Here is a 17,344-nt window from a genome sequence, read left to right on the forward strand (position 1 = left end):
GCCGCCGGTTCATCGCGGGAGACGGGGCGGATATTGAAGGAAGGGGACGGGCGGTCAAAATGCGCACTGTGACGAAAGCGTCACAAAACAGATAATCAGCGCCTTGCCGAGGCTCAAGCAGCTTTTGAACTGTGAATAACCTGCATTCGTGACGAAAGCGTCACATTAAGAACCTCGCGGGGGAATCAGGTTACAGGCATGTGACATTGCTTCTCAGGGGTGTCTGACCCGCCATGGGGAGCTCCCTGAACTCACCTGAACACCTCACACATGCGCCTCAAACATTCCCGCATCTCCCGTGTCCTGGCTGCTTTTGCAGCCGTCTCCATCGCCTTGCCTCCAACTTTGCCTCTCACTGCGGGCCCGGCCATGGAGAAGCTCTTTCTCATCATGAAGGCCAAAGGCACCCTGAGCCAGGAGGAATATGACATGCTCGTGGCCGCCTCCCGCGAAGAGGACCAGCAAAGGGACAAAGCTGCGGCGGCTGCCGCTCCGGCCACCACCACCCCGGCGCCTGCCGCAGGCCAGCCTGCCAACACCGCCGCCTTGGAAAAGCGCCTGGCCCAGACAGAGAGCAAGCTCGGCAACCTCGAAACCGCCCTCAATCGCGCCGGAGGCACCACGCTGGAAAAACGCCTGTCACAGACCGAAAGCAAGGTGGGCAACCTCGAAAACGCCCTCACCACCACCCGCGGGCAGATCGAGGACATTTCCAAGATCACTGACAACACCTCCCCCTCGACCATGTCCGCCGCAGAGCTGGACGGCCTGCTGGCCGACAAGTGGTATGAACGTCTGAAAATGAAGGGCTACCTCCAGGTGCGCACAGATTCCGTCATGCACGAGGACGGCGGCCAGCTTCACATTCAGAATGACCCCTTCGCCAATGACCAGTCCAGCATCGGCATCCGTCGTGGGCGCCTGGCTTTCAGCGGTGACCTGACCAACCACGTCTATCTCTACTTCCAGGCCGACTTGTTTGGCGGCGTCAATGGCAACGGCGGGGTGCAGGCACGCGACTACTACGCCGACGTCTCCCTGGACCCCGCCCGCGAGCATCGCGTGCGCATGGGTCTGTCCAAAGTGCCTTATGGCTATGCCACGATGCAGTCCTCCCAGAACCGTCTTGCTCTGGAGCGCCCTGAAGCCATCAGCACGGCTGTGGAAGGCGAGCGTGACTTTGGCATCTACTACATGTATGCACCTTATGAGATCCGTGAACGTTTCAAAAACCTCGTCAAGATGGGTCTCCGCGGTTCGGGTGACTATGGAATGATCGCCTTCGGAGCCTACTCAGGTCAGGGCATCAACAAGCCGGACACCAACGGCCAGCCACACTGGGTGGCCCGTGCCACCTATCCCTTTGAGTTCGACAACGGCCAGTTCCTCGAAATCGGCATCCAGGGCTACGCCGGGAAGTTCAACACCACCACGGCGCCCATCAACGGTGTGACGCCCAACAACGGCAATGGCAACAACCGCGGCATCACTGACGCACGCGTCGGCATTTCCGCCGTGCTGTATCCGCAGCCTTTCGGCATCGAAACAGAATGGAACTGGGGCAAGGGGCCTCAGCTTTCCAACGACATGCGCACCATCACCTCCGCGAGCCTGAGCGGGGGTTACGTCCAGGCAAACTACCGCCACGTGTTTGCCAGCCAGAAGGAAGTCATCCCCTTCGTCCGCTGGCAGACCTACAACGGCGGTCGTAAATTCGCCGTCAACGCACCCAAGGACAAGGTGAACGAAGTGGGTGTCGGCGTGCGCTTCATCCCCTATCCGGAGCTTGAGCTCACGGCCATGTTCATGCACGGCATGCGCACCAACACCAACGTGGCTCCCTACAACAATGTGAACTACGACTACCTCGGCATTCAGGCCCAGGTCAATTTCTAAGCCTTTAGGTTGAGGTTGAGACGGAGGTCGGACGCATCGGGAGTGCGTCCGGCCTCTTCATTTTCCGGCACTTAGGCCGAACGGATGCAAGGTTGCTTTGTCTGAGACTTCCCTTAGCTTTCCCCTTGCTCCACCCCCGAGGGCCTCATGGAAACCACTCTCCAGCAGATTTTGTATGTCGCGGCGGCCATCGTTTTTGCCATCGCCTGCCGTTCCTTCCACAACCGCTTCATTCAGAAGCTGGGGTGGCTCTCCCTGCTCGGCGCCTCTTACCTCAGCGGCTATTTCCTGACTGACACACACGTCGGGGGGGCCATCTTTGTCGGCGCCTGGTTCATGCTGCCGTGGATGGAGATCGTCTTCCGCGTGCGGCGGCTGCGATTTCCCATCAAAAGTGAGGTCAAACACCGCTTCCCCCCTTCACGTGAAATCTTTCCGGAACTCTCTGAACTCAGCAGCGAGGCGGAGGACGACGGATTCAGCGAAGTCGGGGACACCGGCTGGCAGTTCAGCCAGACGGACTACTTCATGCGCCTGTTTTACCATGCGGAAAAACGCATGCAGGCCGCCATCGCGCTGGCACAGCAGGGGGAGTTTGGCTTTTCCTACGTCAGCCTGACCTCACGTGCGACAAGCGGAGTCACCTTCACGACGACGAACTACCCGTTTGCCGCCACCATGAAGCACTCGCCCAAGCAGCGGCTGAACCGCTTCACCCATGCAGGTTCGTTTGCCGACCTGCTGGAGCGCCACGAGCAATTTCTCCAAAACGAAGGCATCCGCCTCGAAGATCTGGCACTGCAGGACACCGAGTACCTGCACGCCTACATCGAGCGTGACATGAGCGTGCTCATTGACCACAACATCACCGCCGGCGTCATCGAGCCCACGGGCAACGGTGAATTTCGCTACTCCTGGCGCGGGTGCATCTTTCTCTACTGGCAGGTGGTGAAAGACATGCTGCGGGTGTAATGTCAGGGGCGGGGCAGCCACTCGCGCAGCCTGGCCATCGTGAGCGCCGTGTGGGTGAGCAGGAAGAAATGATCTGCCTGCGGCACGGTGAACTGCTGTGTGAGAGGGGCAAGCTGCCGCAGCTTTCCGATGCGTCGGGCGAAATCTCCCGATTTCACAAAGTGCTCCTCACCACCTGCGATGAACGCCGCCTTGGCAACGCGGGGAAACTTCTCAAGCAGGTCTTCCGGCGGATAGGCCGCGATGCAGATGAGGCGGTCAAAACGTTCCGGGTGCCGCGTGTAGATGTCACAGGCACCAAAGCCGCCTGCAGAGAGCCCCATTAAAACCGGCTTGAGCATCGGCCGCCCCAACCGTGCGCCTACTGCCTGGACACACTCCTCCACATACTCGCCGGAGATGGTGGAGGTGTTGATGCCATAGGCGGGACAGATGATGATGCTATTGCCGAAATGCTCGGCCAGAAGATGCTGATACCATAAAAAACTGCCACCGTAGCCGTGCAGAAACAGCAGCACGGGCGTCCGGGCATCCGCACCGTCGGGGACATGCACCAGCGCGAGGCCTTCCAGTGGATGTTTTTCGGCAAAACAATACGGGAGGGCGGATTCCACGCCGGAGTATGCCGGCGAGCTGGAGATCTGTGTGTAACGCTCCGCCACCAAGGGGCGCATCTTGGCAGCTTGCGCTGGCGTGAGGCTGAGCAGCGAGGGCTGTGACAAAGCGAGGGCGACGATGGCAGATTCTGGCAGCGTGTTCAGCGCCAGCCGAAACATGGGCAGAAGATCTGACGCCGGAGGTCTGAACTCAGGTGGTGGTGCAGCATGTGCCGTCTTCCAGGTGATGCGGACGACTTCATCTGCACACAACGACATGGCGCCATGGAGAAGGACTATCGGAAGCAGCCAGCGCATGCAGAGCATCTTCCCACCGGGCTTGTCTGGCCACAAGACTGAAATGGTTCCGACCAACGGAGTCCCATCACATTCCTGGCGGCCGGTTGCGCGCCGCCTCTGCTGCTGCGCGCTGGGCTTCTTCCTGGGCACGGCGTGCCTGCTCTTCGGCCTGGCGCTGTGCCATCTCCTGCGCCCGTTGCACAGCCTCCTGCTGGGCACGCATCTGCTGCTCTGCGGCGGCGCGGCGTGCCTGCTCCTCCGCCTGGCGCTGTGCCATCTCCTGCGCTCGCTGCGCGGCTTCCTGCTGGGCGCGCATCTGCTGCTCTTCAGCAGCACGGCGTGCCTGCTCCTGTGCACGCTGCATTTGGCGGGCGGTTTCTTCAGCTTGGCGTTGCGCCATCTCCTGCACCCGTTGCGCGGCCTCCTGCTGGACGCGCATCTGCTGCTCTTCAGCGGCGCGGCGTGCCTGCTCCTCCGCCTGGCGCTGTGCCATCTCCTGCGCTCGCTGCGCGGCTTCCTGCTGGGCGCGCATCTGCTGCTCTTCAGCAGCACGGCGTGCCTGCTCCTGTGCACGCTGCATTTGGCGGGCGGTTTCTTCAGCTTGGCGTTGCGCCATCTCCTGCACCCGTTGCGCGGCCTCCTGCTGGACGCGCATCTGCTGCTCTTCAGCGGCGCGGCGTGCCTGCTCCTGTGCACGCTGCATTTCGGCCTCCTGCTGGCGGCGGGCAGTTTCTTCAGCCTGGCGCTGCGCCATCTCCTGCGCCCGTTGCGCAGTCTCCTGCTGGGCACGCATCTGCTGCTCTTCAGCGGCGCGGCGTGCCTGCTCCTGTGCACGCTGCATTTCGGCCTCCTGCTGGCGGCGGGCAGTTTCTTCAGCCTGGCGCTGCGCCATCTCCTGCGCCCGTTGCGCGGTCTCCTGCTGGGCGCGCATCTGCTGCCCTTCAGCGGCACGGCGTGCCTGCTCCTGCGCAGCACGCTGCATTTCCTCCTGCTGGCGCTGTTGCACGGCAGCAGCCTGGGCAGTCGCGGCCTGCTCGGCAGACATCCTCTCAGCGGCCGCTCGCTGCTGCGCGGCGGCAGCTTCGGCCTGCTGGCGTACTTTTTCTGCCTCGGCGGCAGCTGCCTGATCGGCAGCCATGCGTTGCTGCTGGGCTGCCTGTGCCTCCTGCTGGGCAGCGGCCTGCATACGGCTTTTTTCTGCTTCGGCATTTGCGGCAGCCTGCTCAGCGGTCCTGGGTTCTGTCATGGCACGGTCCGGGATTTCACGCTGCCGCCGCTCATGGGCGCGGGTCCTCTCCCGGGCAGCATCTGTGCTGATGATGCCAGCTTCGGCAGCCGCAGTGGCCGGTGCTGGCTCAGCTGCCTTAGTCTCTGTCATTGCAGGCGGTGGCGGGACGGCAGGTGTGACCGTTCCAGGCTCGGCAGCAGGCACAGCTGCGGTCGCGGCTGCCACAGGTGGGACTGAAGGCGTGGCAGCAGGCACGCTGCTGTCCGCATTCTTGCTCTCAGCCCGAACCTCCGGCTGGCGCGGAGCGTCCATGGCTGTCTGCGCCTGACGCTCAGGCTCCCTCTTTGCGCCTGAGCCAGACTCGGGAACCCTCTCCGGGCGCACCCCTTCCTGAGCCGGTGCAGCAGGCACCGCAGGGATGACCTGAAGCCCGCCAGCACGACGCGAAAAATGCGGCTGCGTGCTCCCATACCCTGGGCGCCGCGGCTCTGCCTCCGTGGTCTTCTCTGGCGTCACGGGTGCAGCTGCCGTCGGCTGCACAGCAGCTGTTCTGGTTTCCTGCGGCGGTTCATTGCGCGGCGCTGGCGCGCCATTGACGACCGCCGGAACATCGGCCGCCTGTTGTGAGGGCAGGTTCGGCATACGCCCATGGAAGGGCCGCTGCTGCACTGCGGCGGCTTCTTTCTCCCTGGCAAGGCTCTCGCGGATCTCCGTGACTTCCCGCTGCGGCACGCCCTCAAATCCGCTCATCCGGGTCGGTTGTTGGATGCGGTCTTTGACTTCAGGACGCACGATGCGGGCTCCCGGCTGTGCAGCTGGCAGCTGAACCATGGCCAGAGGCGCCGCAGGCTCCATCCTTCCATGCGGATGCCGCTGCAGAGGCACCTGGTCGGCACGCACTGCCTCCACCTGCCGCTGCGGCACAGAGCGCCCGCAGGCCTGCTCCATTTGCACACGGGGAGGCCCGCCATGACTGGTGAACGCATGTCCCTGCCCCCGGCTGGGGACAATCTGCGTCACATTCACACTGTGCTGGAAAATGGTGGTCTGCCGTGTGACCGGTGCATAGACGTTGATGTAGGTCGGGCTCACAAACTGCGTGGTCTCGATGAATGTATAGCTTGCGGGCCCCAGGCCATAGCGTGAGTCACAGTCGCGATACACGCCGCTGCACGCTCCCGGCTCTGGCGGCAGAGGCGCCCAGCCCACGCAATCGCGGCTTTGACGCCACGCCACCCACGCCGGAGCCCACTCGCTGCCAGGCACCCAGACCCAGCCATAACGTGCCAGGTTCAGCCAGCGGCCGTAGTGGTAGGTGGCCCAGCCAAAAGGCTCGTTTGACTGCCATGCCCAGCCAAGGGACGACCAGACCCAGCAGCCATCCACATACGGCCTCCAGCCCGCCACAGTGATCGTCGGCCGCCAGCAGTAACCGTAGCCGTTCACTTCAAACCAGCGGCCATAGGGCGAGAGGCGCTCGTAGAAGAGCGAATAATCCGGCAGCGCCACGGGCGGCGGCGTCTTGAGCGGTGGCGTGGAATGCATGCGCTGCGCAATGCTGTCACTCTGACGCCGTGCAGCATCCGCCTGAGCACGCAGATCGTCATTCTGACGCTTCAGGGTGTCCAGCGAATCCCGCAGTTGCGCATTCTCACGATCTTTGAGGGACTGCGCCATCTCGGCCAGCTGCTTGTCCATCAGGGCCGTTTTGGTCTCGATCTCCAACGCCTGGCGCTGGAGGGCATCGCGGGCTTCGGCGAGCTGCCCGTCTGTTTCTGCCGCAGGTGGCGTGACAGCCGCAGGCGGCGTGGGTTTGTCACAGCCTGCCAGCGCAAGGACAGCCGAGGCGACACAAAGACAGCGAAAAGACGGTTTCATAAATGTGGGTTGCTGCTCTGACTCCCACCACTGAGATTGTATTCAATCCCTCTTTTTAACGCCGCCGCTTCACCACCTGCTGGGTCTGCCGCGTCTTCAGCATCAGATCTGCCTCCAGCACGCCGCTGAAGTGTGTCAGCGGATAAACGACGCAGCGCCGGCCGATGATGCTGCCGGGGCTGATCACGCTGTTGCAGCCGATCTCGGCGTAATCTCCGAGGACTGCCCCAAATTTTCTCAGGCTGGTGGGAATGACATCCGTGTCTGTTTTGACCGTGACCTCCAGCCGGTCCAGGCGCACATTCGAAAGAACCACCCCTGCCCCAAGATGCGCCTTGTGGCCGAGGATGGAGTCACCGACGTAGTTGTAATGCGGGATTTCGCAGCCGTCGAAGACCACGCAGTTTTTGAACTCGCAGGAGTTTCCCAGCACGCAGCCGTCACCGATGATCACGTTTTCCCGGATGTAGCAGCCGGCGCGGATCTGGCAGTTGCGACCGATCCAGGCCGGCCCTTTGATGACTGCACCGGGCTCGATCGTGGTGCCCTCATCAATGAAGACGTCTTCGCCGATGAAAGCGCCCGGGGGCACCTGAACGCGGATTTCCCGCTGCAGCCGGAAGTCGAGGTAAGATTCGATCCGCGCCAGTGCCGTCCAAACGGGCGAGCCATCCGGAAAAAGGATGCCATGCTTCGTGTGGCTGAGGTCAAGGTAGTCGCGCGCAGAAAACATCAGCAAAGTTCCAAATGTCAGAGTGAAAGGTTCAAGTCTCAGAAGGTTTCATTTCGGGCTGGACTTGAAACCTTGAGCTTGAAAGCAGACCGGCCTAAACGGTCATGATTTCTTTTTCCTTCGAGACAACGTGCTGGTCGATTTCGGCGATCTTCTTGTCTGTCAGGGTCTGGATTTCCTTTTCCATGCGGTGCAGATCGTCCTCGGTGATGTGGCCGTCCTTCTCACCCTTCTTGAGAGTTTCAAGCGCCTCGCGGCGGGCGGAGCGCACGCGCACACGGGCTTCTTCCCCCAGGGACTTGCACATCTTGACCATCTGTTCGCGGCGCTCCTGGGACAGGGCGGGGATGGGCAGGCGGATGACCTTGCCCTCGATGCTGCCATTCAAACCTAGACGCGACTCGCGGATGGCGCGGTCAATGTCCTGGAGTGTGGAGGAGTCAAAGGGCTCGATGCGGATCAGCCGCGCGTCCGGCGTGGTGATCATGGCGAGCTGCTTCATCTTCATGTGGCTGCCGTAGCTCATCACGTGCACATCCATGTTTTCCACCAGCGTGGGGGAGGCCTTGCCGGTGCGCACGGTGGCAAATTCGTGGATGGCATGCTCCACGGCCTTGGTCATAGCCTCGTCGGCCTCCATCATCGTCAATTCGGGGTCCATATGCAGATCAGTCTAGGGTTGGAGTGGGGAACAGCTCAGCCTTTGGCATCCACCATGGTGCCAATGTGCTCGCCCACAAGCGCACGGCGGATGTTGTCGGGCTCGTTCATGCTGAAGACGCCAATGGGCATGTTGTTCTCCATGCACAGGGAGAAGGCGGTGGAGTCCATGACCTTGAGCTGGCGGGTGAGACACTCGTGGAAGCTCACGCGGTCAAACTTGACGGCGTTGGGGTTTTTGGCGGGATCGCAGTCGTAAATGCCGTCCACCTTGGTGGCCTTGAGAACGATCTCGGCATTGATCTCGCTGGCGCGCAGCGCGGCGGTGGTGTCTGTGGAGAAGAAGGGATTGCCCGTGCCGGCGGCAAAGATGACCACGCGGCCCAGCTCCAGATGGCGCATGGCCTTGCGGCGGATGAAAGGCTCGGCCACGTTGTCCATCTTGATGGCGCTCTGCACGCGGGTGGGCACGTCCATGGCCTCCAGCATGCTCTGCACGGCCAGGGAGTTCATGACGGTGGCCAGCATGCCCATGTAGTCGGCGGTGGCACGCTCCATGCCTTTGTTGCTGGCGGTGATGCCGCGCCAGAAGTTTCCGCCGCCCACGACGAGGGCGATTTCGAGCCCGGTCTGGTGCGCTGCTTTGATCTGCGCCGCCATGTCTTCGACGATGGGGGGGGAGATGTTTTCCTGGCTGCCCGGCTCTCTCAGCGCTTCACCGCTGAGTTTAAGCAGAACGCGACGGAATTTTCTAGGGGCGGTGGAGTCGGACATGAAAGATCAGAGTATAACTCATAAAGCATGAGCGCAGGGGCCTTGCAAAGCTAATTCTGCATGGCACTCATCACGGCATGAAAGAAGACCCAACCATCCCCGCCGACGCGCGCTTCGAAACGCGTGCCATTCATGTGGGCCAGGACTACCGCAGCGAGACCGGCGCGGTGATACCGCCGATCTACATGACCTCCACCTTTGAGAGCGGAAATCCCGGGAGCTTTGACTACACCCGCTCCGGCAACCCGAACTTCCGCAACCTGCAGACTACCCTGGCCAGCCTGGAAAACGCGAAGCACAGCACCGTCTTCGCCAGCGGCCTCAGCGCCATCTCCGCCATCCTGTTTTCCCTCAAGACCGGCGACACCATCCTTTCCGAGCAGCAGATCTACGGCTGCACCTACCGCATCTTTGAGAAGGTGCTCAAGCGCTTCGGCGTCAAAATCAAATACGCCAACCTCACCAACCCGGAAAACTACGATCTGATCGCCCGGCTCAAGCCCGCACTGGTCTGGCTGGAGTCCCCCACCAATCCCCTCCTGAAGATCCTCGACATCAAGGCCATCAGTGAGGCCGCGCACAAGGCGGGTGCCGTGGTGGCGGTGGACAACACCTTTGCCTCCAGCCTGCTGCAGCAGCCGCTCGATCTGGGTGCCGACCTCTCCCTGCTGAGCACCACCAAGTACACCAACGGCCATAGCGACGCCCTCGGAGGTGCCGTCTGCACCAATCTGGATGAGTGGCAGGAGAAAATGATCTTCGCCCAGAAGGCCATCGGCCTGCAGCCCAGCCCCTTTGACACCTGGCTGACCTCCCGCGGTGCCAAAACCGAGGCCGTGCGCATGGAGCGCCACTGCTCCAACGCCCTCGAACTCGCCCAACGCCTGGAAGGCCGCAAGGGTGTGAAGAGCGTGAAGTACCCCTTCCTTAAGAGCCACCCGCAGTACAAGCTGGCCAAGAAGCAAATGTCCGCTGGTGGCGGCATGCTGCTGGCCGATTTCGGCCTCAGCTACGCGGACACCCTGGCCTTCATCCGCCGTCTGCGCCTCTTCACCCAGGCCGAGAGCCTCGGCGGCATCGAAAGCCTCGTCGCCCACCCCGCCAGCATGACCCACGCCTCCATCCCCAAAGACGCCCGCGAAGCCGCCGGTGTGACCGACGGCCTCGTCCGCTTCTCCGTCGGCATCGAGCACGTGGAGGACCTGTGGAAGGACATCGACCGGGCGCTGAAGGGGAAGTGATCTCGACCATGTTTTGTGCCACGCCGGCACAGCCTTGATTGTCCCCCCCGGCAATAGCCGCATTCCCTTGCACTTGCGCAGGTGTGAAGAAAAGTGCCGCCCCCAATGACCGATCTGTTTACCCATCCTCTCTGCAATGCCGAAGACCTCGGCAAGGCGATCCCTGATCACGAGCTCGGCGTGTCCGTGTGCCTGCCGCTGTGGAAGCATGTGATCGGCTATGAGGAGGGAGATCAGGAAATCGTCTCCAAGTTCAAATCCGGCTACCCGCGCTTTTGCTGCCCGCCCGCCATCACGCGACTCTTTGCAGCAGCGGAAAAGAAATTTGCCGCATCTGGAGAACGCTGCCTGGTCTTCCCCCGCCCCGTGCATGCGGAGCGCTGCATCAAGTTCATCGGCACCGGCCGCGCGGTGGAATGGACCGCGCACAACCTCGGCGTCGCCATCTTTCCGGCAGACAACTACGTGCAGGCCCGCAAGTTCTGGCGCTTCTGCGGCGAATGCGTCAGCACCCGCCAGGCCTGCGATGCCCTGGGCGAGCACAAGAGCACCGCAACCGCCGAAGAAGGCAAGGCCGCGAACCGCACCATCCGCGAGCGCATCGCCAAACTGGCCGGGCAGCAGCCTGAGGATGTGTTTCTCTTCCCCTCCGGCATGGCGGCCAACTACGCCGTGCACCGCATGCTGACGCACTGCTTCCCGAATCGCAAGACCGTGCAGCTCGACTTCCCCTACGTGGATGTGCTGAAGCTGCAGCAGTTCTTCGGCAGCGGCGCGCACTTCCTGCCGCTGGTGAAAGACAGCGAGTACGAGGACCTCAGCGCCCTGCTGCAAAAAGAAGCGGTGGCCGGCATCTTCTGCGAAGCGCCGAGCAATCCGCTGCTGCGCTGCGTGGACTTCGAGCGCCTGCTCTCCATCCGCGCCGCCGCGCAGCCGGGCGTGCCGATCATCGTGGACGACACCATCTCCACCGTGGCCCACGCGAATGCCCACCGCGTGGCCGATGTCGTGACCACCAGCCTCACCAAGAGCTTCTCCGGCGTGGGCGATGTGCTGGCCGGAAGCGTGGTGCTGAACCGCAACTCGCCCCATCATGCCGCCTTCTCGGCTTTCCTGACGGCGCATGCCGACCACGAACTCTGGCGTGGTGATGCCGTGGCGCTGGAGCTGAACAGCCGGGATTTCACCGAACGCGCCGCCAAGATGAGCCAGAACGCGCAGGCGCTGGCGGATCATCTGCGCCAGCATCCAAAGGTGGACGCCGTCTGGCACGCCAGCCGCGAGGGCGGCAAAGGCTATGAATTTATCCGCCGCGCGGATGGCGGCTACGGCTGCCTCTTCTCCTTCACGCTCAAGAATCCGGAGCAGACCAGCGCGCCCTTCTACGACGCCCTGCGTGTGTGCAAAGGGCCGAGCCTCGGCACGAACTTCACCCTCGTGTGTCCCTACACCCTGCTGGCCCACTACGAAGAACTCGACTGGGCCGCAAGCTGCGGTGTCAGCCGCTGGCTCATCCGCGTGTCCGCCGGACTGGAGGACACGACGGATCTGATCGCGCGGTTTGATGAGGCGCTCGCCAAGGTCTGATCATTTGCGTGACCGCCACCAGTAGCTGAGGAAGTGCCCCAGCCCGCTGAACTTGTGCTGCGGATCGACCCAGCGCTCGATGACATAGAAGGCGAAGTAGTAGGCCCGGCAGAAGCCCCATACGCACAACGCCAGCAGCAGCGCCGTGCGCCAGCTCCAGTTTTCAATGAGCAGGATGGACGCAGACATGAGGCCAATGACGAGAAAGAGCCAGCCTTTCAGCCACATGGCCTTGGTGGATTGCAGGTCTTTCATGGATGGGGCTTGGGTGGCAGCAGCACTTCTTTGATGCGTTTGGCTTTTTCGATCACCTTCTGCGCCTTTTCGATTTTTGTCGTGGGCGGTGGCGAAGTCGATGGCTCTGGCACCGCAGGCTTTTTCGGCCACGCAAAATAAAGAACCACGGACAGCAGACTCAGCGCCAGCGTCGTATGCAGGCAGCTGCGAATGAGATACCGTGTCTCCTCCGGCAGCTTTCTCTGTCGTCGTGGCCCGGCGAACTTCGTGCAGCGGCATAGCCAGAGCACGCCGTAAACGATGTTCTCCACCACATAGTACAGCAGCTGCAGAAGCCGGATCACCAGCTCCACCGCTGCTTGAGCCAAGGCAGAGAAAATGTCGCCTACCGCATCCATGGTGCGGAACCGTAAGCCGATGCTCCGCGATGTCGAACGATCACTTCTTCTCCAGCTTCACGTAATCCAGCCCCACCATGTATCCCGGCACCGCATCCGCATGCTTGCCGGTGATGGTGAAGGTGAGCTGATGCTCCCCGGCGCCGAGTTCGTGGGTGCCCCAGTCGAGCTCATCGCTGTGGATGACCTTGGAGCCGTTGTACCCATCCCATGCGGTGGCTATTGGTTTGTCATCGAGTGAGACATCGATGATGGCGTAGTCTCGCGCCAGGGTAAGCGCGGCTTTCAGGGCGTATTTCCCTTTCTCCGGCACCGGCAGTGCCAGCGTCAGTTTCTGCCCCGGCTTGGCCCCCGTCCACCAAAGCTGTGAGGCCCCGCTCCACTCGGCTCCAAAGCCACCCATCCCCTGCGGCTTGGCATTGCCGCCCGTTTTGTTCAAGACCTTCAGCGACTCGCCTTCGATCGCTCCGGGTATTGTAATACCGGCTTTAGCCGGTCCGGACGCCCCGCTCTGCAAATACTTCACCAGATCAATCACCTGCTCCGGCTTGAGCGCATCAAACAACCCCTCGGGCATCGTGCTGAGCTTGGACACCTCGCGCTTCGCGATGTCCGGCTGCGGCAGGGTGAACTCCACACCGCCCATCATCGCGATCTTCACCGCGGCGGGGCTTTCCTCCTTGATGACGCCGCTCATCACGCGGCCATCCTTCATGGTGAAGAGGTTGAGCTGGTAGGCCTTGCCGATCACCGCATTCGGATCGAGCACGTTTTCGAGCAGGTAGTTCAGATCCGCACGATTGCTGCCCGTGATGTCCGGTCCCACGCTCTGGCCTTCGCCAAAGAGCTTGTGGCACTGGCCGCAGGTCATGGTGAAAAGCATCTTGCCCTTCGCCAGATCCCCCTTCGACAAAGCCGCAGCCGTCAGCAGCTCGCGATACTTCTTCGTCCGCTCGCCCAGGTCCGCCTTCGGCGCGTTCACATCACCCCAGGCCGATTTGATCAGCGCATTGATCTCCTTGTCATCAAAAGCCGTGAGCTGGCGCACCAGGAAGGGAGAAAGCGCCGTGGCAGGCACCGCCTTGGCCTCCACGGCTTTCAGCAGCTCTTTGGAGCCCTCTTTCGTCGAAGCCAGCGTGTTGACCGCATCCGGCAGTTCATTCGCAGAGAGCTTCGGCAGCAGCGCCCCCAGCACCTTCGGCGTTCCCGCATCTTTGAGCGAGGCCAGCGCCTGAATCGCCTTGCGCCTCAGCGAAGCCGGAGCGTCCTGCGTGAGGATCTGCTGCAGGAGCTTAGCCGTGCCCCCATCGCCAGTCTGGATGAGGACACCAAGCGCCTTCTCGCGCTCATTCACCGGTGCACTCGCTAGTGCCAGCCGCTCGCGGAATGTTTGCAGTGCGTCCGCATCGCCAAACAAAGCGCTGAGCTCGGTCACCAGCTGTTCCGTAGTCCCGGCTTTAGCCGGCACGCCGGCCTTAAGCTTCGCCGCAGTCGCCGCCCAATCCTGCGGCATCGCCAGCTTGCCCGCACCACGTGCACTGCTCAGGATCATCCCCAGCGTCGCCTCACGCTTGGCCGCATCCGGCTCCTTCGTCAGCTCCGAAAGCATCGAAGCCCGCCCTGCATCATCTGACGACAGACGGCGATAAATGAACTCCGTCACCTTCGGCAGCTTCGACACCGCAGCCAGCTCCAGCCCCACCTTCGGATCCGCACCCACAAGCGGCTCGATGCCATACCAGATCAGCAGCGGGATCATGGGATCGTCCTTGTCTTCGCCATGCTTGAGGAGAGCAGTGGCAAGGGATTTGCGTTGGTCTTGCGGCAGTCGCTGGAGCGCGGAGGCAATTTCGCGGCGGACGAGGGGTGAAGGATGTTTTTGAGCTGCGTCATTCAAAATTCGAAGATCTGTGCCCGCGAAACCCACCTGTGATGCAGCCAGTCGAACGCGCTGCGCATCGAACCACGCATCCTGAACAGCAATGATTGGCTTTTGAAGATATGCCTGGGGCTTTAAAATGAATCCAAGCCATTGATAACGGATGGCTTCCTCTTGAGTCAATATCTGTGGGGGCTCTTCGTCAGACCAAAAGATCTTAACCAGCAAGGATGTTATTTTTTCTTCTGACGCTGGATCCGATTGGAACCTTTCCATCAGCACCCTCCTCGCCATCCGCGACTCCCACTCGTTCTCCGTCTGCACCGCGAGCTTCGCCAGCGCCTCATCACTCTCCTTCGCCAGATCGCCTTTCCACGGTTTCCAGCCGTCGTAGCTGATGCGATAGATGCGCCCATTGCTCCGGTCCCAATTCTCCACCGCATTGCTCCCTCGGTGGCAGATTTGTTCATCGCTCCAGTCACTGACATACAGCGCACCATCAGGCCCCACCTTCTGCGTCACCGGGATGAAGTGCATGTCATTGGCACGCATAAAGTCACTGCCGTGCTTGCCCACATACGTGCTCGCATGCGGGTCCGTGTAGTTCGTCACCAGGCGATGCCCATGAAGATTGCCGAAGATGAGCTGATTCCGATACGTCGGCGGAAAAAGGCTGCTCTGATAAATGGCCAGTCCGCAGTGCGCGTGGCCGCCGCCGAGGGCGTTGGTGTCATCATTCACGATTCCGGCACCCGTGGTTTTGTCGAAAGCGACATCAGGACGCGCACTGCCCGCATAGTGCGCATGGTCGGCGATGGTCTTGATGTCCTCATACGTGTAGGGATTGAAGTGCTGCCCGGCCTGCCGCTGGTAGCGCCCGCCCGGCACGATGTGGTAGAGATGCGGGATGACGCAGGCGGTGACGAAGAACTCGCCGTACTGGTCGTAGTCCAGCCCCCAGGGATTGCTGGTGCCTTCGGCAAAGATTTCAAACTCATGCCTCACCGGGTGGTAGCGCCAGATGCCTGCATTGATGGGCTTGCGCTGATCATCCGGCGTCCCCGGTTTGCCCACCCGGCTGTGAGTGAAGACCCCGTGGCAGCCATACAGCCACCCGTCCGGTCCCCAGATGAAACTGTTCAGCGTCTCATGCGTGTCCTGGCTGCCCCAGCCATCGAGGAGAATTTGTGCATTGAAGCTCAAACCAGGAACCGGGCTTATCATGCTTCCGCCAATCGGGTCGGGTCTGTCATCATGATCTCGATCAGGAATAAACATCAAATACGGTGCCGCCCCCACCCACACACCGCCAAAGCCCAGCTCGATCCCGCTCACTAGATTCAGTCCTTCACAAAAGATCTTCTTCGTCTCAAAGACACCGTCGCCGTCCTTGTCTTCAAGAATCTTGATGCGGTCCTGCCCCGCACCCACCTCACGCGGTTTGGGGTAGCTGTTTCCCTCCACCACCCAGATGCGTCCGCGTTCATCAAACGTGAACGCAATGGGCTGCACGAGGTCCGGCTCCGCGGCGATCAGCTCCGCCTTGAAGCCGCCGGGAAGCTGCAGCGCCTTGAGCGCATCCTGGGGAGACTGGCCTTTCGCATAATCCTTCTGCGGTTTCAGCCCCGGTCCGTACATCTTCTTCGGCGTCAGGTCCGCCGTCGTCTCCTTGCGCTCCTGCGTGAGGACGAATACCCCCGCCTTGTTCCCCACCACGATGTCCGGCAGTTTGTCGCCGTTCACATCGCCCACCTGCACGTCCACGCCCACACCGCTCTCGGCATCGACGAGGTGCGGCACAAAATCCACCCCGCCCTTCCCATCGCGCTTGGTCTGATACCAGTAAATGACACGATGCCCGTGCTCATCAGGATCATGCCCGTTGTGCGCCCAGTAGCGTTTGCCGGTGACGATGTCCTTGATGCCATCGCCATCGATGTCCGCCAGATACGCCGCATGCGGCTGGGAGAAGACGATGCCGTAGTCGTTGTCCTGCGGCTGCTCGCTGGCCAGCATCACACGCTGCCAGTTCGGCTGGTCAGGTGCAGGCTTGTTCTGCAAAAACACCGCCACGCCATAGCGATGCGCCGCAAGGCTGGTGAAAACGTCATTCGTGCCATTGCCATCAAAGTCATACGCAAACATCTGCGCGCCACCGCCCACGCCTGCGGCGAAGTTGTGCTGCTCCCACGTCGCACTGCCGGGCTTGTTTTCCCACCAGCGGCGCGCTTCCAAAAGATCGAGCTTCCCATCACCATTCACATCACCTATGCCGAGACCGTGGGTGAACTTCGCCACCTTCATGTCATCACTCACCGCCACAAAAGGCCACTTCTCCGTGGGCTTCTCCCAGTTCGGCGCGAACCAGCCAAACTTGCCCCCGGTGCTGCACACGATCTCCGGTTTGCCGTCTCCCGTGATGTCGGTGAAAACGGGCGACTCATTGTCCACCACATCCGCCACGATGTGCATGGGCCAGGGCTTGTCGTCATGCACGCCGGGGTTCAGGTACAGCCTCGCCTCCTTGCCGGGAAAGCCCAGGATGAGAATGTCGTTCTTCTGGTCGGCGTTGAAGTCGTGGACGTAGGCGAAGAAATTGTCCGAGTAGCCGTTGATGCTGAAAATCTTCGGCTCGTAGTAGGCGTGCTTCTTTTCAAACAACGGCCCCTCCCACCAGAACGGCCCCGCGACCACGTCCGCCTTGCCGTCGCCATTGATGTCGCCGATGGTGGCGCCTTCGGAATAAAAGTCGCCGTGAAGCTGCTGGCGCTTCCAGGTGATCTGGGTGGCAGCGTGAACGGTCGTGGCCGCAGCGAAAGCGAGAAGGAGCAGGCGTTTCATGGTTGTGAGAACCAAACGCTATCAGAAACCGGTGCGAGCGGACAAGTTTTATGAGGAATCGGCCATGCTTTGTGAAAATCCAGCCATGCCGGATTCACCACCGAGAGCGCAAAGAAACACAAAG

The 17,344-nt window shown here is 61.6% G+C and carries 12 protein-coding genes; 4 read left to right on the forward strand and 8 right to left on the reverse strand.

Annotated elements, in window-relative coordinates; all coding sequences use genetic code 11:
• The first annotated feature begins 270 nt into the window (after positions 1-270).
• Together ACFQDI_RS10635 and ACFQDI_RS10640 are read left to right on the forward strand one after the other, a co-directional pair.
• The gene (locus ACFQDI_RS10635) at positions 271-1,896 is read left to right on the forward strand and encodes a porin (RefSeq protein WP_377166273.1); all 1,626 of its coding nucleotides are present in this window, start codon (positions 271-273) and stop codon (positions 1,894-1,896) included.
• A 147-nt stretch (positions 1,897-2,043) separates the two neighbouring features.
• Positions 2,044-2,868 (forward strand): hypothetical protein, encoded by an 825-nt coding sequence (locus tag ACFQDI_RS10640; protein ID WP_377166275.1) that lies wholly within the window; start codon positions 2,044-2,046, stop codon positions 2,866-2,868.
• Between the two features lie 2 nt (positions 2,869-2,870).
• Here ACFQDI_RS10640 and ACFQDI_RS10645 read toward each other — a convergent pair whose 3' ends face one another.
• The 5 genes from ACFQDI_RS10645 to pyrH all read right to left on the reverse strand — a co-directional run bounded on the left by ACFQDI_RS10645 (position 2,871) and on the right by pyrH (position 9,037).
• Positions 2,871-3,743, reverse strand: coding sequence for an alpha/beta fold hydrolase (locus ACFQDI_RS10645; protein WP_377166277.1), 873 nt, complete (start codon positions 3,741-3,743; stop codon positions 2,871-2,873).
• Positions 3,744-3,849: 106 nt separating this feature from the next.
• Positions 3,850-6,870, reverse strand: a complete 3,021-nt coding sequence (locus tag ACFQDI_RS10650) for a DUF6600 domain-containing protein (RefSeq protein ID WP_377166279.1) — start codon at positions 6,868-6,870, stop codon at positions 3,850-3,852.
• Between the two features lie 55 nt (positions 6,871-6,925).
• Positions 6,926-7,603 (reverse strand): acyltransferase, encoded by a 678-nt coding sequence (locus ACFQDI_RS10655; RefSeq protein WP_377166281.1) that lies wholly within the window; start codon positions 7,601-7,603, stop codon positions 6,926-6,928.
• Between the two features lie 94 nt (positions 7,604-7,697).
• A complete protein-coding gene (gene frr, locus ACFQDI_RS10660) occupies positions 7,698-8,264 on the reverse strand; it encodes a ribosome recycling factor (protein WP_377166283.1) in 567 nt (188 codons plus the stop codon).
• A 35-nt stretch (positions 8,265-8,299) separates the two neighbouring features.
• Positions 8,300-9,037, reverse strand: a complete 738-nt coding sequence (gene pyrH / locus ACFQDI_RS10665; protein ID WP_377166285.1) for a UMP kinase — start codon at positions 9,035-9,037, stop codon at positions 8,300-8,302.
• Between the two features lie 77 nt (positions 9,038-9,114).
• On the opposite strand from pyrH, the gene ACFQDI_RS10670 reads away from it, so the two are divergent.
• Positions 9,115-10,278, forward strand: coding sequence for a trans-sulfuration enzyme family protein (locus ACFQDI_RS10670; RefSeq protein ID WP_377166287.1), 1,164 nt, complete (start codon positions 9,115-9,117; stop codon positions 10,276-10,278).
• 105 nt (positions 10,279-10,383) lie between these two features.
• Positions 10,384-11,865, forward strand: coding sequence for a PLP-dependent transferase (locus tag ACFQDI_RS10675; RefSeq protein ID WP_377166289.1), 1,482 nt, complete (start codon positions 10,384-10,386; stop codon positions 11,863-11,865).
• On the opposite strand, the gene ACFQDI_RS10680 is transcribed toward ACFQDI_RS10675, so the two are convergent.
• From ACFQDI_RS10680 to ACFQDI_RS10690, 3 genes are all read right to left on the reverse strand, one after another.
• Positions 11,866-12,120, reverse strand: coding sequence for a hypothetical protein (locus ACFQDI_RS10680; protein WP_377166291.1), 255 nt, complete (start codon positions 12,118-12,120; stop codon positions 11,866-11,868). It abuts the gene before it with no gap.
• Positions 12,117-12,470, reverse strand: a complete 354-nt coding sequence (locus tag ACFQDI_RS10685) for a hypothetical protein (RefSeq protein WP_377166293.1) — start codon at positions 12,468-12,470, stop codon at positions 12,117-12,119. The genes ACFQDI_RS10680 and ACFQDI_RS10685 overlap by 4 nt, the downstream gene beginning before the upstream one ends.
• Positions 12,471-12,540: 70 nt before the next feature.
• Complete coding sequence (locus ACFQDI_RS10690; protein WP_377166295.1) at positions 12,541-17,220, reverse strand: PVC-type heme-binding CxxCH protein; 4,680 nt, start codon at positions 17,218-17,220, stop codon at positions 12,541-12,543.
• Between the last annotated feature and the right edge of the window lie 124 nt (positions 17,221-17,344).

The sequence above is a fragment of the Prosthecobacter fluviatilis genome, from assembly GCF_042655725.1.
Classification (GTDB): Bacteria; Verrucomicrobiota; Verrucomicrobiia; order Verrucomicrobiales; family Verrucomicrobiaceae; genus Prosthecobacter; species Prosthecobacter fluviatilis.